At 72.2% G+C, this 18,942-nt stretch carries 18 protein-coding genes; 10 read left to right on the top strand and 8 right to left on the bottom strand.

Annotation, left to right across the window (positions count from 1 at the left end; genetic code table 11):
* Nucleotides 1-84 precede the first annotated feature (84 nt).
* Nucleotides 85-1,104 (top strand): helix-turn-helix domain-containing protein, encoded by a 1,020-nt coding sequence (locus LB823_RS03825; RefSeq protein WP_224645450.1) that lies wholly within the window; start codon nt 85-87, stop codon nt 1,102-1,104.
* Nucleotides 1,105-1,110: 6 nt separating this feature from the next.
* Here LB823_RS03825 and paaI read toward each other — a convergent pair whose 3' ends face one another.
* From paaI to LB823_RS03810, 3 genes are all read right to left on the bottom strand, one after another.
* On the bottom strand, nt 1,111-1,530 hold the full coding sequence (gene paaI / locus LB823_RS03820) for a hydroxyphenylacetyl-CoA thioesterase PaaI (protein WP_224645449.1): 420 nt from the start codon (nt 1,528-1,530) through the stop codon (nt 1,111-1,113).
* Nucleotides 1,530-3,581, bottom strand: coding sequence for a phenylacetic acid degradation bifunctional protein PaaZ (gene paaZ / locus LB823_RS03815; protein WP_224645448.1), 2,052 nt, complete (start codon nt 3,579-3,581; stop codon nt 1,530-1,532). Before paaZ ends, paaI begins: the two co-directional genes overlap by 1 nt.
* Before the next feature lie 87 nt (nt 3,582-3,668).
* Entirely contained in the window at nt 3,669-4,280 is a 612-nt protein-coding gene (locus LB823_RS03810; protein ID WP_224645447.1) for a TetR/AcrR family transcriptional regulator, read from the bottom strand.
* Between the two features lie 100 nt (nt 4,281-4,380).
* Between LB823_RS03810 and LB823_RS03805 the strand changes: the two genes are divergently transcribed.
* From LB823_RS03805 to paaK, 9 genes are read left to right on the top strand one after another with little or no spacing between them, the layout of a single operon-like run.
* Nucleotides 4,381-5,139, top strand: a complete 759-nt coding sequence (locus LB823_RS03805) for an enoyl-CoA hydratase/isomerase family protein (protein WP_224645446.1) — start codon at nt 4,381-4,383, stop codon at nt 5,137-5,139.
* The gene (locus LB823_RS03800) at nt 5,136-5,987 is read left to right on the top strand and encodes a 3-hydroxyacyl-CoA dehydrogenase family protein (RefSeq protein WP_224645445.1); all 852 of its coding nucleotides are present in this window, start codon (nt 5,136-5,138) and stop codon (nt 5,985-5,987) included. Before LB823_RS03805 ends, LB823_RS03800 begins: the two co-directional genes overlap by 4 nt.
* A gap of 28 nt (nt 5,988-6,015) precedes the next feature.
* The gene (locus LB823_RS03795; protein WP_224645444.1) at nt 6,016-6,798 is read left to right on the top strand and encodes an enoyl-CoA hydratase/isomerase family protein; all 783 of its coding nucleotides are present in this window, start codon (nt 6,016-6,018) and stop codon (nt 6,796-6,798) included.
* A 27-nt stretch (nt 6,799-6,825) separates the two neighbouring features.
* Nucleotides 6,826-7,770 (top strand): 1,2-phenylacetyl-CoA epoxidase subunit PaaA, encoded by a 945-nt coding sequence (gene paaA, locus LB823_RS03790; RefSeq protein ID WP_224645443.1) that lies wholly within the window; start codon nt 6,826-6,828, stop codon nt 7,768-7,770.
* Nucleotides 7,771-7,772: 2 nt separating this feature from the next.
* On the top strand, nt 7,773-8,069 hold the full coding sequence (gene paaB, locus LB823_RS03785) for a 1,2-phenylacetyl-CoA epoxidase subunit PaaB (protein ID WP_224645442.1): 297 nt from the start codon (nt 7,773-7,775) through the stop codon (nt 8,067-8,069).
* 37 nt (nt 8,070-8,106) lie between these two features.
* A complete protein-coding gene (gene paaC, locus LB823_RS03780) occupies nt 8,107-9,024 on the top strand; it encodes a 1,2-phenylacetyl-CoA epoxidase subunit PaaC (RefSeq protein ID WP_224645441.1) in 918 nt (305 codons plus the stop codon).
* Nucleotide 9,025: 1 nt separating this feature from the next.
* Nucleotides 9,026-9,535: a 1,2-phenylacetyl-CoA epoxidase subunit PaaD gene (gene paaD, locus LB823_RS03775; RefSeq protein ID WP_224645440.1), complete on the top strand. Its 510-nt coding sequence runs from the start codon at nt 9,026-9,028 to the stop codon at nt 9,533-9,535.
* Nucleotides 9,535-10,614, top strand: coding sequence for a 1,2-phenylacetyl-CoA epoxidase subunit PaaE (paaE, locus tag LB823_RS03770; RefSeq protein WP_224645439.1), 1,080 nt, complete (start codon nt 9,535-9,537; stop codon nt 10,612-10,614). Before paaD ends, paaE begins: the two co-directional genes overlap by 1 nt.
* A 40-nt stretch (nt 10,615-10,654) precedes the next feature.
* On the top strand, nt 10,655-11,944 hold the full coding sequence (gene paaK / locus LB823_RS03765) for a phenylacetate--CoA ligase PaaK (RefSeq protein WP_224645438.1): 1,290 nt from the start codon (nt 10,655-10,657) through the stop codon (nt 11,942-11,944).
* Between the two features lie 14 nt (nt 11,945-11,958).
* On the opposite strand, the gene LB823_RS03760 is transcribed toward paaK, so the two are convergent.
* From LB823_RS03760 to LB823_RS03740, 5 genes are all read right to left on the bottom strand, one after another.
* Nucleotides 11,959-13,848: a S9 family peptidase gene (locus LB823_RS03760; protein ID WP_224645437.1), complete on the bottom strand. Its 1,890-nt coding sequence runs from the start codon at nt 13,846-13,848 to the stop codon at nt 11,959-11,961.
* Nucleotides 13,849-13,932: 84 nt separating this feature from the next.
* The gene (locus tag LB823_RS03755; protein WP_224645436.1) at nt 13,933-15,117 is read right to left on the bottom strand and encodes a prolyl oligopeptidase family serine peptidase; all 1,185 of its coding nucleotides are present in this window, start codon (nt 15,115-15,117) and stop codon (nt 13,933-13,935) included.
* 86 nt (nt 15,118-15,203) lie between these two features.
* Nucleotides 15,204-15,863: a response regulator gene (locus tag LB823_RS03750; protein WP_224645435.1), complete on the bottom strand. Its 660-nt coding sequence runs from the start codon at nt 15,861-15,863 to the stop codon at nt 15,204-15,206.
* Nucleotides 15,856-17,481: a sensor histidine kinase gene (locus LB823_RS03745; protein WP_224645434.1), complete on the bottom strand. Its 1,626-nt coding sequence runs from the start codon at nt 17,479-17,481 to the stop codon at nt 15,856-15,858. The genes LB823_RS03750 and LB823_RS03745 overlap by 8 nt, the downstream gene beginning before the upstream one ends.
* 28 nt (nt 17,482-17,509) lie before the next feature.
* Entirely contained in the window at nt 17,510-18,880 is a 1,371-nt protein-coding gene (locus LB823_RS03740) for a CitMHS family transporter (RefSeq protein WP_224645433.1), read from the bottom strand.
* Nucleotides 18,881-18,942: the final 62 nt, after the last annotated feature.

Genomic DNA, 18,942 nt, shown 5'->3' with positions numbered 1-18,942 from the left:
GTGCCCCACACGCGGAAACGTGATGCGCGTCACGCCGGGGCCCCGATCTGTGGTGACATGGAGGGACACGAAGGAGAGACGACGATGAGTTCAGGCGCGGTCGAGGTCTTCGACGCCGCGACCCTTGCGGCGCCGGATCGGTTCGACGCCTGGCAGGAGGCGGTGAACACGGCGTTCGTGCCGCTGCGGGCCACCCTGCACGGCGGTGACCTGGCGACGCCCGCCCTGCCCGCGCGGTCGGGGGACGACGGATCGTCCGCCTTCCGCGGAGTGGTCCGCAGCCAGGACCTGGGCGCGGCGGCGGCCACCGAGGTCGCGGGCGGCCCGGTGACCGTCTGGCGCGACCGCGCCACCATCGCCGATGCGGACCCCGGCGGGTACAAGCTGGGCGTGCAGCTGCACGGCTACAGCGTGCTCACTCAGGACGGCCGCGAGGCGGCGCTGACACCCGGCGACCTCGCCATCTACGACACCACCCGGCCGTATTCGCTCGACTTCGCGGACGAGTTCAGCATGTTCGTGCTCCTGATCCCGCGGGACCGGCTGGGGCTGACGCCGCGTCAGGTCGCCGGGCTGACGGCGCAGCGGATCTCGGGCCGGCACGGCCTCGGCGCGCTCGCCTCGTCGCTGCTCACCGGACTCGGGCGGCAGCTGCGGACGGGCGGGGTGGATCCCGACCCACGGGCGGTGCACGCGGTCCTGGAACTGGTGGACGCCACCCTGATGCGTCGCCTCGAACCCGTGGAGGCGGTGCCGACGGCCGACGTGGTCTTCGCCGGCGCGACGGCGTACATCGACGCGCACCTGGGTCTTCCGGGCTTGAGCGTGGAGTCGGTGGCCGCCGCGCAGCACGTGTCGGTGCGGTACCTGCAGCAACTGTTCGCGGAGCGCGGCTCGACGCCGAGCAGTTGGATCCGGCGACGCCGGATGGACGAGGTGAGCGCGGCGCTGGCCGATCCCGCACAAGCGGTGCGGCCCGTCGCGGCGATCGGCGCGCAGTGGGGCTTCCCCGACGCCTCGGGCTTCGCGCGGGCCTTCAAAGCGGCGACGGGGACGAGCCCGGGCGAGTACCGCGCCCGGCACCTCGGCCCCGCCGCCGGCTGATCGCCGTCAGACGCCGGACGGGATGGTGCGGCTGTCGCCGCGGAACTCGGCGATCACGTCCTCGCCGCGGCGCACCGTCACGTCGTAGAGGCCGTTGCGGCCGAACCGCTCCCGCTCGACCGCGGTGGCGGTGAGCACGTCGCCGAGCCTGGTGGCGCGGAGGAACCGGACGTCCGCCCGGGCGGCGACGGCGGCGTCGCCCCGCGAATTGCAGGCGAGGGCGAACGTGGTGTCCGCGAGCAGGAAGACGTAGCCGCCGTGGGTGATCCCGTGGCCGTTGACCATCGTCTCCCCTACCGTCACCGTCGTGGTCGCGGTGCCGGGACGCAGGTCGACGATCTCGATGCCGAGCGCCCGGGAGGCGCTGTCGGCGGCGAACATCGACCGCGCCGGCTCGCACTCCTCGATGCGTACGGACGCGGTCATCAGCCCTCGCCCCCGTCCCGTGTCTTGGCGACGAGGGTCAGCACGTCGTAGGTGGCGACCGGCGCGCCGTCCTGGTTCGTGACCACGGCGTCCCAGCGGACCTCGCCGTAGTCGGCGCCGCTGCGCGGGGTGATCTGCTTGGCCGTGAGCGTGACGGTGAGCGCGTCGTCCGCGCGCACCGGGGTCAGGAAGCGGAGCGAATCGACGCCGAAGTTCGCCAGGACCGGGCCCGGCGCGGGGTCGACGAACAGGCCGGCCGCCAGGGAGACCACGAGGTAGCCGTGCGCGACGATGCCGCCGAACAGCGGGTTCGCCGCCGCTGCCTCGGGATCGGTGTGGGCGTAGAAGGTGTCGCCGGTGAAGTCCGCGAAGTGGCCGATGTCCGCGAGGGTGACGGTGCGCGGGCCGCCCACGATCGTGTCTCCCAGGCGGAGCTCGGCGAGGGACTTGCGGAACGGGTGCTCGGCGCCCTCGGTGCGCAGGGCACCGGTGACCCACTGCCCGGTCGCGGCGGCCAGCACCTCCGGGGTGCCCTGGATCGCTGTGCGCTGCATGTGGTGCAGCACGCCGCGGATGCCGCCGAGCTCCTCGCCGCCGCCGGCGCGGCCGGGTCCGCCGTGCACCAGCACGGGCAGCGGGGAGCCGTGGCCGGTGGATTCGCGGGCGTCCTCCGCGTTGAGCACCAGCAGGCGGCCGTGGTACGGCGCGATCCCGAGCAGGACCTCCCGCGCGAGTTGCGGATCGGCGGTGACGAGCGAGGCGACGAGGCTGCCCCCGCCGCGGGCGATCAACTCCACCGCGTGCGCGGTGTCGCGGTAGCCGATGACCGTCGCCACCGGCCCGAAGGCCTCGATCTCGTGCACCTCGGGCGCCTCGGGATCGGTGCTGCGCAACAGCATCGGCGGCAGGTAGGCACCGGTCTCCGCGTCCCCGCCGACGACCGCGACGCGGTCCGGGTCACCGACCACCAGATCGGCGGCGGCGCGGAGCTTGTCGACCGCCGCGAGCACGTCGGTGCGCTGCGACAGGGAGACGACGGGGCCCATCGTGACGCCCTCGGCGCCCGGAGCACCGACGACCACCCGGTCCAGCCGGGCCCGGGCCGCCTCGATCACCGCGTCCACCATCGGCTCGGGGACGAGCGCGCGGCGGATGGCGGTGCACTTCTGCCCGGCCTTGACGGTCATCTCGGTGGTGAGCTGCTTGACGTACAGCTCGAACTCGGGGGCGTCGGTCGTGACGTCCGCGCCGAGGACTGAGGCGTTGAGCGAATCGGCCTCCGCGGTGAAGTGCACGCTGTTCGCCACGAGAACGGGATGCGCGCGCAGCGTCGCCGCGGTGTGCGCGGACCCGGTGAAGGCGACGGAGTCCTGCCCGCCGAGGGCGTCGAGGAGCGGAGCCGGATCGCCGCACACGAGCTGCACGGAACCCTCGGGGAGTAGGCCCGATTCGATGATCCGGCGGAAGACGAGCTCAGTGAGGTACGCGGTCTGCGTGGCGGGCTTGACGATGGTCGGCACGCCCGCGATGAAGGCGGGCGCGAGCTTCTCGAGGAAGCCCCAGACGGGGAAGTTGTAGGCGTTGATCTGCACTGCGACGCCGCGGCGCGAGGTGTGGACGTGCCGGGCCACGAAGGTGCCCTTCTTACCGAGCTGCTCGACGGGGCCGTCGAGGTGGATCACGTCGTTGGGCAGCTCGCGCTTGGCCTTGCTCGCGTAGCTGAGCAGGGTCCCGAAGCCGCCGTCGATGTCGACGGCCGAGTCCCGCTCGGTGGCACCGGTCCGGGCGGACTCGGCGTAGAACTCCGCCTTCCCCGCCATGAGGGTCAGGCCGAGCGCCTTGAGTGCCGCGGCACGCTCGTGGAAGGTCAGCGCGGCGAGCGCGGGTCCGCCCGTCTCCCTGCCGTAGGCCGCCATCGCGGCGACGTCCAGCCCGGTCGACGAGACCCGCGCGACCTCGGCCCCGTCGACGGGGCTGATCACCGCCCGCCCCTCGTCCGTCGCCCGGTGCCACCGGCCGCACGCGTAGCTCTCCACCATCCTGCTGTCCATCAAGCACGCTCCTATTACCGTATGTTCGGTCGGTAATCAGGGTGGCCCGAGACACCGCCCCCTGTCAAGGGGGCGGTCGATCTTCGATCAGGTCCGGCGGAGGCCGGCGAAGGCGATCGCCACGAGGGCGTCGGCGACCTCGCCGACGGGGTGATCCGGCCGCGGCCGGTACCACTCGATGAGCGAGTTGACCATGCCGAACAGGAGACGGCTGGTGACGGCGGGGTCGGCGTCCGCGCGCACGTCACCCTCCTCCACGGCGCCCGCCACCAGGTCGGCGATGACGGTGTCGAACTCGCGGCGGCGCGCCAGCGCCCGCCGCTCCACCTCCGAATTGCCCCGCACCCGCAGCAACAGCGTCACGTAGGGCAGCTCCGCCACCAGCACCTCGACGCTCCGGCGCAGCACGTACTCGAGCCGGTCCACCGACCTGCCGGTGGTCGCGCCCGTCTCCGTGGTGACCGCGAACAACCCGCTCAGCGCGCGGTTGAGCGCCAGCTCGAGGAGCTCCTCCTTGCCGGCGACGTGGTGGTAGATCGAGGACTTCGTCAGCCCCAGATTCTTCGCCAGCACGTCCATGCTGGTGGCGTCGTAGCCGCGCTCGTTGAAGACGCGGACCGCGACCGCCAGCAGGGAGTCGAGGTCGTAGCCGGGACGCCCCGGCGAGCCGGTACGCCGCCGGACGGGTGTGGTGCTCATGAACAGATTCTCCCATCCGGACCCGACTTCCGATCAAGACCTTGTTACCGACCGAATGATCGGTTATTATTTCGGGGCACCGACCGAAGAGGACAGCGCTATGACCGAAGCCCTGACGGCCGTACTCCCCGGCCTCCGCACCGTCTCCGTCGTGCGGACGGAGGACCGGTACGTCGTGACGCTCGACCGCCCCGCGGCGCGCAACGCCATCGACGCCGCGATGATCGCCGAGCTGCACACCGTCTGCGGCGCGATCGAGTCCGATCCCGCGCCCGTCCTGCTCACCGGCGCCGGCGACCACTTCGCGGGCGGCGCCGACATCGGGGAGCTCCGCGACCGGGGCCGCGACCAGGCGCTCGCCGGGATCAACCGCACGCTGTTCGACCGGTTCGCCGCACTCCCCCTGCCCACCGTCGCCGCGGTGAGTGGCTACGCGCTCGGCGGCGGCGCGGAACTCAGCTACGCCTGCGACCTCCGGATCGCCACCGACACCGCCGTCTTCGGCAACCCGGAGCCCGGCCTCGGCATCCTCGCCGCCGCGGGTGCCACCTACCGGCTGCCCGCCCTGGTCGGCCAGTCTGTCGCCAAGCAGGTGCTGCTCGCGGGCCGCACGCTCGACGCCGCGGCCGCGCTCCGGTGCGGCCTCGTCATGGACGTCGTCCCCGCCGGCGAGCACATCGCCGCGGCCCATCGGGCCATCGACCGCATCACGGCCTCGTCCGCGCTGGCGCTGCGCCTGACCAAATCGATCATCGACGGCACGGGCCGGGTGGAGGACATCGCCCAGGCCGTCCTGTTCGACACCACCGACAAGCAGGAGCGCATGACCGCCTTCCTGGAGAAGAGGAACCGCAGATGAGCACAGCACCGTCGAAGGTGGGCGTCGTCGGCGGAGGCCGGATGGGCGCGGGCATCGCGCAGGTCTTCGCGACGCTCGGCGCCACCGTCGTCCTCGCCGAGAGCGGTGACCGGGAGGCGGCGCGGGACCGCGTCGTCACCGGCCTGCGGCGCGCCGCCGAGCGCGACAAGCTCGGCGGACGCACGCCCGAGGACGTGGCCGCTCGGCTCACCGTGGTCGCCGACATCGAGGACCTGCCCGCCGACGCCGACGTGGTCATCGAGGCCGTGCCGGAGCGCATCGACCTCAAGCTCGACGTGCTGCACCGCGTGGAGCGCGCCGTGGGCGACACCTGCGTCGTCGCGAGCAACACCAGCTCGCTCTCGATCGCCTCCCTCGCCGCCGCGCTCGACGACCCGAGGCGGCTGGTGGGCATGCACTTCTTCAACCCCGTGCCGGCGTCGACGCTCGTCGAGATCATCCGCACCCCGGACACCGACGAGGCCGTCGTCGACCGCGTGCGCGGCTGGGTGGAGCTGTTGGGCAAGCAGGAGGTGCTGGTCAACGACTCCCCCGGCTTCGCCACCAGCCGACTCGGCGTGTGCCTGGGTCTCGAGGCGATCCGCATGCTCGAGGAGGGCGTCGCCGACGCGGAGTCGATCGACCGGGCGATGGAGCTCGGCTACCGCCACCCCATGGGGCCGCTGCGGTCCACCGACCTCGTGGGCCTCGACGTCCGGCTCGCGATCGCCGAGCACCTGGCGTCGACGCTGGGCGATCGGTTCACGCCACCGCAGCTGTTGCGCGACAAGGTCGCGAGCGGCGAGCTCGGCCGCAAGAGCGGCCGCGGCTTCCACACCTGGTCCTGACCCGCCGACATCGATCCGAGGAGACCCCATGGATTCCGCCACCCTCACCGTCGCCGACGGCCTCGCCGTCCTCACTCTGAACCGCCCGCAGGCCGCCAACGCGCTCGACGTCGCGCTCAAGACCGCCCTTCTCGACGCCGTCCGGTCCATCGCCGCGGACGACGCCGTGCGCGCCGTCCTGATCCGCGCCGAGGGCCGCAACTTCTGCGTGGGCCAGGACCTCGGCGAGCACGCGGACGCGCTGAGCCGCTCGCCCGAGCGCGCCATGGATACCGTCGCCGAGCACTACAACCCCCTGATCTCCGGCATCGCCGCGCTCGAGGTCCCGGTGGTCGCCGCGGTCCAGGGCGCCTGCGTCGGTGCAGGACTCGGCCTCGCGCTCGCGGCCGACGTGGTCGTGGCCGCCGAGAGCGCGAGCTTCGCGACGGCCTTCACCGCTATCGGCCTGGCGTCCGACTCGGGCCTGACCCGGACGCTCGTCGACGCCATCGGCGCGGTCCGCACGCGGGCGTTCATCCTGCTCGGCACCAAGATCTCCGCCGCGCAGGCCCTCGACTGGGGCCTCATCGCACAGGTCGCCGCCGACGACGAGGCCGCCGCCACCGCCGAGGCCGTCGCGCGCCGGCTCGCCGCCGGACCCACCGCGGCGTTCGCCGCCGTGAAATCGCTCGTCGCCGCCTCCCTCCCGCCGCTCGACGAGGCGCTCGAGCGCGAGCGCGCCGGAGCGGTCCCCCTCGCCGCCACCGCCGATCACACGGGCGCCGTCGAGGCGTTCCTCGCCAAGCGCTGGCCCGCGTTCACCGGTCGCTGACCACCAGCCGCACGGAAGGCACAGCCCATGACAGACACCACGACCGACCTCGAGACCGAGTTCGACCGCATCGTCCAGTCCGACCAGCGCATCGAGCCGCGCGACTGGATGCCGGACGGATACCGCAAGACCCTCGTCCGGCAGATCGCCCAGCACGCGCACTCCGAGATCATCGGCATGCAGCCGGAGGGCAACTGGCTCACCCGCGCGCCGTCGCTGCGCCGCAAGGCCATCCTCATGGCCAAGGTGCAGGACGAGGCCGGCCACGGCCTCTACCTGTACTCCGCGACGGAGACGCTCGGCGTCGACCGCGCGGAGCTCACGGAGAACCTCATCGAGGGCCGCCAGAAGTACTCGTCGATCTTCAACTACCCCACGCTCTCCTACGCGGACGTCGGCGTGATCGGGTGGCTGGTCGACGGTGCCGCCATCTGCAACCAGGTGCCGCTGTGCCGCAGCTCGTACGGCCCGTACGGGCGGGCGATGATCCGGGTGTGCAAGGAGGAGTCCTTCCACCAGCGCCAGGGTTTCGAGATGCTGATGACGATGATGTCCGGCACGCAGGCGCAGCGGGACATGGTGCAGGAGTCCGTGAATCGCTGGTGGTGGCCGGCCCTCATGATGTTCGGGCCGCCGGACGACCGCTCGCCGAATTCGGCGCAGTCGATGGCGTGGCGGATCAAGCGGCACACCAACGACGAGCTGCGCCAGCGCTTCGTCGACATGTCGGTCCCGCAGGCCGAGGTCCTCGGGGTGACCTTCCCGGACCCCGACCTGGCGTGGAACGCAGATCGCGGCGCGTACGACTTCGGCGAGCCCGACTGGGACGAGTTCATGCAGGTGGTCAAGGGCAACGGCGCGACCAGCGTCGAGCGGATCGCGAACCGTCGCGCCGCGCACGAGAACGGCGCCTGGGTGCGGGCCGCCGCCGGCGCCTTCGCCGCCCGCACCGCAGCATCGGAGAAGGAGTAGACATGACCGAGCAGACCCGTATCGAGTGGCCGCTGTACGAGGTGTTCCTGCGCGGCAAGCGCGGACTGAACCACGTGCACGTCGGATCCCTGCACGCCGCGGACGCCGAGATGGCGCTGCGCAACGCCCGCGATGTGTACACGCGCCGCAACGAGGGCGTGAGCATCTGGGTGGTCCGGTCGACGGACGTCGTCGCCTCCAGCCCGTCCGAGAAGGACCCGTTCTTCGCGCCGAGCGGCGACAAGGTCTACCGCCACCCGACCTTCTACGAGATCCCCGAGTCCGTCCCGCACATGTGACCGCCCCTCGCTCAGCCCGCGAACAGGAATGACAGCCATGATCGATCACGACAACGCCTACGAGGGCCTCGTCGACTCGGACTCCCACGGCCAGTGGGCCTTCGGCACCAGCTTCGACGAGCCCCTCGCCGGGGTGGACACGACGGTGCCGGACGACGCCGACCCGCACGCCCTCGCCGTCTACTGCCTGATGCTCGGCGACGACGCGCTGATCTCCGCACAGCGCCTCGCCGAATGGAGCACCCGCGCCCCCGAACTCGAGGAGGAGGTCGCGCTCGCCAACGTCGGCCTCGACCTCATCGGGCAGGCCCGGCTGCTGCTCGCCCGCGCGGCGGCCGCCGACCCCGCCGTGGTGCCGCACGTCTCGGACACCTCGCCCGTGCCCGCCGAGGACGCCCTGGCCTTCTTCCGCGACGACGCGGCCTTCCGCAACGTCCGGCTCGTCGAGCTCGACAACGGCGACTTCGCCGTCTCGATGGTGCGGCTGCTGGTGTTCGCGACCGCCCGCCTGGCGCTGTTCGACCGCCTCCGGGAGTCCCGCGACCCGGTGCTCGCCGCGGTGGCGGCCAAGGGCGTCAAGGAGATCACCTACCACCGCGACTACGCCGCGCGCTGGGTGGTCACCCTCGCCCAGGGCACCGACGAGTCGCGGCGACGGACCGAGGCGGCGATCGCCCGCGTGTGGCCGTACGTCCCCGAGCTGTTCGAGCCGTCGACCGAGGAACTCGCGCTCACCGCGTCCGGCATCGGCGTGGATCCGAGCGGTCTGCGCCCGGAGTTCGACGCGGTCATGGCACTCACCTTCGGCGCCGCGGGCCTCCCGATCCCCGACGCGCCGGGCGTGGCCCGCGTCGGCGGGCGGGCAGGGCGCCAGGGGCTGCACACCGAGGAGCTCAGCCGCATCCTCGCCGAGATGCAGTCCGTCGCGCGCGCCCACCCCGAAGGGACGTGGTGACGTGCGCGCCACCGCGACCCGTTCCGCCCTCGCCGTCGTCGGCGCCGTGCTCGACCCCGAGATGCCGCAGGTCACCCTCGCGGACCTCGGCATCGTCCGCGACGTCGCCGAGGCCGCAGGCGGCGCAGTGACCGTGACCATCACCCCCACCTACTCGGGCTGCCCGGCGATGGGCACGATCCGCGCCGACATCGAGAGCGCTCTCCGCGGCGCCGGTTTCGGCGAGATCACCATCGAGACCGCGCTCTCCCCCGCGTGGACCACCGACTGGATCACCGACGCCGGCCGCGCGAAGCTCCGCGCCGCCGGGTACTCGACGCCGGGCCCCGCGCCGCGCCGCGGCGACGGTCCCGTCCCGCTGACCCTGCAGCCCGCGCCCCGCCGGATCGCGTGCCCCGCGTGCGGCTCCACCGCCACTCGGCTCGACTCCGAGTTCAGCGCGACGCCGTGCAAGGCGCTCTACCGCTGCCTGGACTGCCACGAGCCCTTCGACCACGTCAAGGAGATCTGATGACCGCCACCGCCACCCGCGGCCGCGCCTTCCACGCGCTCACCGTCGCCGACGTCGAGTCCCTCTGCGACGACGCGGTCGCCGTGACCTTCGACGTTCCGGCCGCCCTCGCCGACGAGTTCGCCTTCGCCGCCGGGCAGTCGCTCACCCTGCGGCGCACCGTCGACGGCGTCGAGCACCGCCGGTCCTACTCGATCTGCGCGCCGGTCGGCGAGCGCCCCCGGGTCGGCGTCCGCGAGGTCACCGACGGCCTGTTCTCCTCCTGGCTGGTCCACCGGGTCCGCCCGGGCGACACCATCGAGGTCCAGGGCCCGACGGGGACCTTCGCCGCGGACCCCGACGCGGGCGGCGTGCACGTGCTCATCGCGGCCGGTTCCGGCATCACCCCGATGCTGTCCATCGCCGGGACCGTGCTCGCCAATCCCGCTGCCCGCGTGATCCTCATCTACGGCAACCGGCGCACCCGCTCGGTGATGTTCGCCGATGAGATCGCCGACCTCAAGGACCGCTACCACGACCGGCTCGACGTGATCCACGTCCTCTCCCGCGAACCCCGCGACGTCGAACTGTTCACCGGCCGCGTCGACGCCGAACGCCTGCGGGAGCTGCTGCGCACCGTCGTTCCCACCGCCGACGTCGACCACTTCTGGCTCTGCGGCCCGCACGGGATGGTGACCGACTCGGAGTCGGTGCTGGCCGAGCTCGGCGTCGCCCGCAGCGCGATCCACCGCGAGCTCTTCTACGTCGACGACGGCACCCCGCCGCCGCAGGAGCGGCACCGCGAGCCCGGCGTCACCGGGCCGAGCAGCGCGGTCACCGTCGTCCTCGACGGGCGGAGCGCGACCGGCACGATCGCGCAGGACGACACCCTGCTCGACGGTGCCGAGAACTTCCGGCCCGACCTGCCCTTCGCGTGCAAGGGCGGCGTGTGCGGCACGTGCCGCGCGAAGGTGCTGTGCGGCACCGTCGACATGCGCCGCAACTACGCCCTCGAGGACGACGAGGTGGCCGCCGGCTTCGTCCTGACCTGCCAGACGTACCCGACCAGCGACACCGTCACCGTCGACTTCGACGCCTGACCCCGCCGCGACCAGCCGCCCCAGCCCGAGGAAGCCAGCGATGACATCGACCGTCCCCACCGACGACATCGAGTTCGCGACCCGCGACCGGATCTCCGCCCTGCAGCTCGAGCGCATGCAGTGGTCGGTCACGCACGCCTACGAGAACGTGCCGCACTACCGCCGCGCGTTCGACGAGGCCGGCGTGCACCCGTCCGACCTCAAGGAGCTCGCCGACCTCGCCAAGTTCCCCTTCACGACGAAGGCGGACCTGCGCGAGAACTACCCGTTCGGCATGTTCGCCGTGCCGCGCGAACGCGTCTCCCGGATCCACGCGTCCTCCGGCACCACCGGCCGGCCGACCGTGGTGGGCTACACCGCCGACGACATCGGCATGTGGGCCGACGTGGTCGCCCGGTCGCTGCGCGCCGCCGGGGTCCGCGCGGGCGACCGTGTGCATGTCGCCTACGGCTACGGCCTGTTCACAGGCGGCCTCGGCGCGCACTACGGCGCGGAGCGCCTGGGCGCCACCGTGATCCCCATGTCCGGAGGGCAGACGGAGAAGCAGATCCAGCTGATCCAGGACTTCGAGCCCGACGCCATCATGGTGACCCCGAGTTACATGCTCACCATCGTGGACACCATGCGCGCCATGGGGATCGATCCACGGGCGACCTCCCTGCGGACGGGCGTCTTCGGCGCCGAGCCGTGGACCGACCGGATGCGCACCGAGCTCGAGCAGGAGGTCGGTATCGACGCCGTCGACATCTACGGCCTGTCCGAGGTGATCGGCCCCGGCGTCGCGATGGAGTGCGTCGAGACCAAGGACGGCCTGCACATCTGGGAGGACCACTTCTACCCCGAGGTCATCGATCCGATGACCGGAGAGGTGCTTCCGGACGGCGAGCACGGCGAGCTGGTGTTCACCTCGCTGACCAAGCAGGCCACGCCGATCATCCGGTACCGCACGCGTGACCTCACCCGGCTGCTCGCCGGGACCGCCCGCACGATGCGGCGGATGGAGAAGGTCACGGGCCGCACCGACGACATGATGATCCTGCGCGGCGTCAACGTCTTCCCCACGCAGATCGAGGAACTGATCCTCGGGATCGACGCCCTGGCACCGCAGTTCCAGTGCGTCCTCGACCGTCCCGGTCGTATGGATCGGCTGACGGTGAAGGTCGAACATCGGCACGACCGGCCCCACGACGAGCACGCCGGCGGCACGCTCGGCAAGCTCATCAAGGACAAGATCGGCATCACGGTCGACGTGGACGTCCTCGCGCCCGGCGGGATCGAGCGGACCGTCGGGAAGGCCCGCCGGCTGGTCGACAACCGACCGAAGGACTGAGGCCCGGCCCTGCGTCAAGCCCCCGCGGCGCGCCCGCCGAGGTGCTGCGCGAGGAACCGCTCCGTCGCCCGGAACATGTCGATCGTGTTCTCCGGGTTGACGAAGCCGTGTCCCTCGTCGGCCTTGATCATGTACTCCACGTCGACGCCGCGTGCCCGGAGCGCCTCGACCAGGTTGTCGGACTCGGCCTGCACCACGCGGGGATCGTTCGCGCCCTGGACGACGAGGAGCGGGGTACGGATCTCGTCGACCTTCGTGATCGGCGAGCGGGCGAGCATGTCGGCCAACCGATCCGGATCCGACGGGTCGCCCACGTACCGGAACCAGTTGTTGGCCAGGTACGGCCGCGCGATCTCCGGCAACGTCGCCATGAAGTTCGGCAGACTCGAGATGCCGACGTAGTCGATGGCGGCGGCGAAGACGTCGGGGGTGAACGTGACGCCGACCAGCGTCGCGTAGCCGCCGTAGGAGCCGCCGAAGATCCCGAGCCGTGCCGGGTCGGCGATGGCCTCCGCCACGGCCCAGTCGACGGCGTCGATGAGATCGTCGTGCATCGCGCCGGCGAGTTCGCCGATGCCCGCCTGCATGTGCGCCTTGCCGTAGCCGGTGGAGCCGCGGAAGTTGACCTGAAGCACCGCGTAGCCGCGGTTCGCCAGGAGCTGCACCTCGCCGTGGTAGCCCCAGGTGTCGCGGAACCACGGGCCGCCGTGCACGAGCAGCACGAGGGGCAGTCCGACGGGGTCGACGCCCTGCGGCAGCGTGAGGTACGAGGGCAGCGCACGCCCGTCGCGCGCCGTGATGGTGACCGGCTCCATCGGCGCGAGCGCGGCCGGGTCGAGGTGCGGGAACGGACGGAAGAGCAGCCGCGACTCCCCCGTGCGGTGGTCGTAGAGGTAGGTCGCGCCGGGGTCGCGGTCGTGCACGAACGAGACCGCCCAGCGGTTCCCGTCGAGATCGGAGGTCAGGGCGCCGATGTCGCCGTCCGACAGGGCGCGCAGGGCGTCGAGCACCTCCCCGAAGCGCGGGTCCAGCGCCCGGATCTCCTGGCGCTCACCGAGGTAGCGCACGCCGAGCAGCGCGCCGGTCCTCGGGTCGACGATGAGCGGCTGCGGCATCGTGGGTGCGACGAGGCCGGTGGTGTCCAGATTCAGCGTCGGGTGCGACGCGACCTCAGTCTCCTCCCCCGTCGCGCCGTCCAGGTGGACGACGCGGGTGCGGTCGGTGCCGCGGTTCGATCCGAGCCACAGGCCACCGTCGGGCGAGGGCACGATGGGGAAGACGCCGAGCGGGTAGTCGATACCGTCGAACTCCGCGATCGGGCGCAGCCCGCGCGCCTCGGTGTCCCAGCGGCAGATCGCGATCGCGCCCTCCGGGTCCTGGGTGGAGGCGAACAGGGTGCCGTCGGCGCCGTAGACCCACCCGGCGACGTTGCCCGGGTTGCGCTCGATCTCGGTGAGCGCGCCGGTGGCGATGTCGAGCTCGAAGACGTCGAACTCGTCGACCTTGCGGGCGTTGGTCGAGATGATCGCGATCCCCGGGCGGGCGATCGGCAGATCCATGAGGAAGGTCGTGGAGCCGTCGAACGGGGTCAGGTCCACGGCGGGCTCGTCCGGGTCGTCGAGGTCGGCGCGCATCAGGTGCCACCGCTCGTCGCCGCCGTCGTCCTGCAGGTAGATCAGCCAGCGCGGGTCGGTGGTCCAGGAGAACATCTGCACGCTGCGGGTCGCGTCCGCGGTCACGCGCCGGGCGGGCGCGTCGCCGTCGAGATCCTCGACCCAGACGTTCAGGCGGTCGTTCGACGGTGCGAGGAAGGCGATCCGGGTGCCGTCGGGCGAGATCTTCGCTGCGGCGCGGACCGGCGCCGAGAAGAACTCCTCGACGGTGATGAGGGTCGGCAGTGGCATGGTGGTACTCCTTTCGGCGGGTGACTCCAGGAGAAACCATGCCGTCGGGGCACGGTCAAGCGCCGCCTCCGCGCAGCCGTGCGATCAGGCGAAGACGCGGGCGAGGAAGGGGGTCGAGTCCTTCATGGATTCGAGGACGGCGCCGCTGTGGTCGGCGTTCGGGTACTGGTGCAGCTCGACCGTCGTGCCGCTCTTCTTCAGCGCGGCGGCGAGGGCGATCGAGGACTGGACGGGCACGTCGGTGTCCTTGAGGCCGACGCCGAGGAACACCGGCCGGTCGTAGCCCGACGTGGGGGTACCCATGTACCGGTCGAGGGCGGCGCTCGCGCCGGGGACCGTGCTGACCTTCGCGGTGAGGAAGTCCGTCGGCTTCTGCCCGGCGAGGGTCGTGCTGAGCTGCGCGTAGCACTGCACCTCGGCCTTCGCGGCGGCCGCCCTGCCGCGCGGGGTGAGGACCGAGTCGAAGTCCACGCCGGGGTTCGCCTCGCGGACCCCCGCCAGGATGTAGGCGGTGTACGACGTCGCGGCGGAGCTGAGTCCGCCGGGCAGACCACTCGCGGGCCCGACGTTCTTCACGACCTCCTCTATCTTGAACGGTGTGCCCGTGGCCACGACGCCGCGGAAGTCCAGGCCGCTCCCGGCGCTGAACTCGGTCGCCCACCGGGCGCTGTTGACGGCGGCGCCGCCACCCTGCGACTGGCCGACGATCGCCCACTTCTTCGACAGCTGCAGCGACGGGTCCTGGTGCGCCGCGACGACGGAGTCGACCACGTTGTGCGCAGTCGAGACGCTGTTGAGGTAGCTCATGAGGCCCGGCGTCCCGAGCCCGGCGTAGTCGGAGGCGACGACGGCGTACCGCTGCGACAACCAGTGCCCGAGGTACTCGCGGTCGCGGGCGGACCGGGGATTCGCCGACGGGGCGCAGGTGTCACCGAGGCCGACGGTGCCGTGCGCCCACGCGATGACCGGCCAGCCGCCCGCGGGCGCGGGCCCCTTCGGCACGAAGATCGCACCGGTGCTGGTCGCGGGCTTGCCGTGCTGATCGGTCGTCGAGTAGAGCACCCGCTTGGCCGTCCCCGCGCCGGGGATCGAGAGCGCGGGATCGAGGTCCACGGACCGGATCTGCTGGCCGCCCTTCGCGGGGATCGGCCCGGCGTAATTCGCGACGTCGAGGCCGGACCAGTTCGGCGCGGCGCCGGCCGGGGCGAGGAACAGCCCGGATCCGACGAGTGCGGTGATGCCGGCGAGCGCGAACCGAGTGATTCTCATGGCTTCGGACTCTAGCGCCACCGGGGGCGCGGTACCCGGCGAGTCGGTCGATCCGCTCGCGGACATCGCGCGGTGCGGAAGACGGCTCAGCTCAGCGTGTACCGCTGGCGCGGCCGGCCCGTCGCGCCGTACTGCAAGGCCATCGTCAGCGTGCCCTCCCGAACCAGTTCCGCGAGGTACCGGCGGGCGGTCGCCGGCGAGACGCCGACCTCGGCGGCGATGTCGTCGGCGAGCATCGGGCCGTCGGCGGCGCGCAGCGCTTCGACGATCCGTCGTTCGGTGACCGAACCGCCCTCGTCGCGGCGCGGGGCGGGCCGTTCGCTGCGCAGTACGGAGGCGGCGGCATCGACCTGCTCCTGGGTGACCTCCGCCGTGCCGAGGATCCGGCGGTACGCCGTGTAGGCGCCGAGCCGGCGCGCGAGCTCCGTGGTCGCGAAGGGCTTGATGAGGTACTGCAGCGCGCCCGCAGCAAGGCCCGCCCGGACGCTGGCGGCATCGTCCGCGGCGCCGAGGATGAAGGCGTCGCAGCGCATCTCACGCACCAGGTCGATGCCGGAGCCGTCCGGCAGATAGACGTCGACCAGGGCGAGGTCGACCCGGTCCCGCTCGAGAATGGCCCGCGCCTCCGACAGCGTGCGCGCGGAGCCCGCCGTCGTCAGGCCGACCATGGCGTCCACGATCTTCGCGTGCATCGCGGCCACCCGGAAGTCGTCGTCGACGACGAGGATCCGCAGCTCGTCAGGCATCGTCGCGCACCCCTTCCGGCAGCGTTGCCATCACCGTGGTGGGCTCGCCGTCGCCGCCCCGGGCCACCACTGTCACGTCTCCCCCGTGCCCGCGGGCGACCTGTCGGGCGATGACCAGTCCCAGCCCGCGGCCGCCGGGCACCGTCGGGTCGGTGCGGGTGCTGACCCCCTCGACGAACGGGTCGTCGACGGCGAAGCCCGGGCCGCTGTCGACGACGATGACGGCGAGATCGTCGCCGTCGCGGAGCACGTCGAGTTCGACCTCCCGTGGTTCGGGGCCGTCGCCCGCGGCGTCGATGGCGTTGTCGAGGAGGTTGCCGACGAGGGTGGTGGTGTCGACGGGGTGTGTGAGCACGCCGACGAGCGCGGTGTCGGCGCCGACGCGCAGGACGACGCCCCGCTCGCGGGCGCGCGCCGCCTTGGCGGAGACGAAGGCCCGCAGGTGCGGCTCGTCGAGTCGATCGAGGCCGGAGACCGGGAGGACGCCCGCGCGGCCGGCGATCTCGTCCAGGTAGGCCAGGGCCTCGTCGGTGCGTCCGTCGCGGAGCAGCCCGGCGACGACGTGCACCCGGTTCGCGGACTCGTGCCGCTGCGCCCGCAGTGCCGCGCTCATCGCCTGCACCGAATCGAGCTCGCGGGTGAGCGCCTCGACGTCGGTGCGGTCGACCGCGGTGAGGACGGTGCCCAGGTCGGTGTCGCCGCGGTGGACCCGGCGCGAGGCGACGAGGACGACCCGCTCGTTCACGGCGGCGGCGACGGGCACCTCGGTGGGCGTCGCGACGACGCTCGCGACCCGGTCCGTGAGCCCGAGGCCGGCGAGCGGGGTGCCCGCCTCCGCGGTGACCCCGAGCAGCTCGCGGGCGCGGTCGTTGATGACCCGGGCGACGCCCTGCGCGTCGATGGCGATCACGCCCTCCGAGCCCGAGTACAGCACCGCGTTCTGCTCGCGGATGAGCTCCGCCATCTCCTCCGGCTCGAGGCCCAGAGTGAGGCGGCGCCACCGTCGGGCGAGCAGGCCGGAACCGAGGATCCCGACGGCGAGTGCGAGGGCGGCCAATGCCGCCAGCAGGAGCAGCGTGCGCCGGGCCGCCTCGGCCACGGTCTCGGTGGAGATGCCGACGCTGACCAGCCCGACGACGGCACCGTCGTTACCGAGCACCGGAGCCTTCGCGCGGACGGAGTCGCCGAGGGTGCCCCGCTGCTGGGTCACCTCGATCTCGCCGCCCAGGGCGGTGGACGGGTCCGTGCTCAACGGCGCCCCGAGCTGGGCGGAGTCCGGGTGGGCGATGCGGTAGCCCGCGTCGTCGGCGATGACCACGAAGAGCACGCCCGTGCGCTCGGTGATGGCGACCGCCTGGCGCTGGAGCGGAGCGGCGGCGAGTTCCTGCTGCGTGGCGGGGTGGCCTGCGCGGCGCGCCGCCGACTGGGTGGCGGCGCCGGCGCGGACGTCGGTGTCGGACGCGACCGTCTCGGCGATCGCCTCGGCCCGGTGTCCGTACTCGGTGCGGGTGTCGGCGTCCACGCGATGCAGGACGATGCCGAAGCCGGCGGCGAGGCTGACGATGATGATCACCACCTGGAGCAGGAGGATCTGCGTGCGCAGCCGGATCCTGGGCATCGGCTCAGCCTAGCCATCCGAGCCGCGCTCAGAAGGGGATCTGGCCGAGGAGGACACCGACCACGAGCATGACGATCGAGACGACGAACGCGCGCCAGAGCACCTTCTTGTGGTGATCGGCCAGTCCGACGCCCGCGAGGGCGACGAGCAGCAGGATGGCGGGCACCAGCGGGCTCTGCATGTGGAAGGGCTGCCCGGTGATCGACGCGCGGGCCATCTCGGCGGCACTGATCCCGTAGTGGCTCGCCGTCTCCGAGAGCACGGGCAGGATGCCGAAGTAGAAGGCGTCGTTGGACATCAGGAAGGTGAAGGGGATGGACAGGATGCCGGTGATGACGGCCAGGTGCGGGCCCATCGACGACGGGATGATGCCGGTGACCCACGCCGCGACGGAATCCACCATGCCGGTGCCCTTGAAGACGCCGGTGAGAACTGCTGCGGCGAAGACCATTCCGACGACCGAGACGATCGACTTCGAGTGTCGGGTGATGGCCTCCTGCTGATCGGCGACCTGCGGGAAGTTGACGGCCAGCGCGATCGCGGCGGCGATCATGAAGAGCACGGGGATCGGCAGCAGGTCGAGCGTGAGCACCGACAGCAGGGCGACGGTGAGACCGGCGTTGAACCACATCAGCTTCGGGTTGCCGTGCGCGCCGGTGACGGCCGTGAGGGCGCTGTCGCCGGTGCCGCCGGTGGGCGGGACGGGCGCGTCTGTGCCGCCGTCGCCCCCGACTGTGCCGCCGGTGGCGCCCGCGCCGGCGAGGACGCGCTCGCGGATCACGATGCTGCCGAGCCGCTTGCGCTCCATGAGCCCGAGGTGCCAGGCGAAGGCGAGGACGACGACCATGCCCGCGATCAGCGAGGGGATCATCGGCACGAAGACCTCGGACGGCGAGATCTTCAGCGCCGCCGCGGCGCGGGCGGTGGGCCCGCCCCACGGGAGGATGTTCATGGTGCCGTTGGCGAGGCCCGCGACCACGGTGAGCACGACCGGGCTGACGCCGAGCTTGAGGTACAGCGGCAGCAGCGCGGAGGTGGTGACGATGAACGTGGTCGAGCCGTCACCGTCGAGCGAGACCACCCCCGCCAGGACAGCGGTGCCGAGCACGAGCTTGGCCGGGTCCTCGCCGACGACGCGGACCACCGCCCGCACGACCGGGTCGAAGAGCCCGACGTCGATCATCACGCCGAAGAAGATGATGGCGAAGAAGAGCATCGCGGCGGTCGGCGCGAGGTCCTCGATGCCGCCGGTGATCATCTTGCCGATGCCCGTGCCGGCACCGGCCAGCAGGCCGAAGATCACCGGGACGGCGATCAGCGCGACGATGGGCGTCGCGCGGCGGGTCATGATGACGACCATGAACGCCGCGACCATGGTCAGTCCCAGGACTGTCAGCATGGGGTTTCTCCTCGTGGATGAGTGATCGGGGTAACACGAGGAGCATGGGGGTGACGACGTTC

It is taken from the genome of Tsukamurella sp. M9C, assembly GCF_020169415.1.
GTDB lineage: Bacteria > Actinomycetota > Actinomycetes > Mycobacteriales > Mycobacteriaceae > Tsukamurella.
The sequence above is the reverse complement of the archived record's forward strand: the minus strand, read 5'-3'. Positions and strand labels throughout refer to the sequence as shown.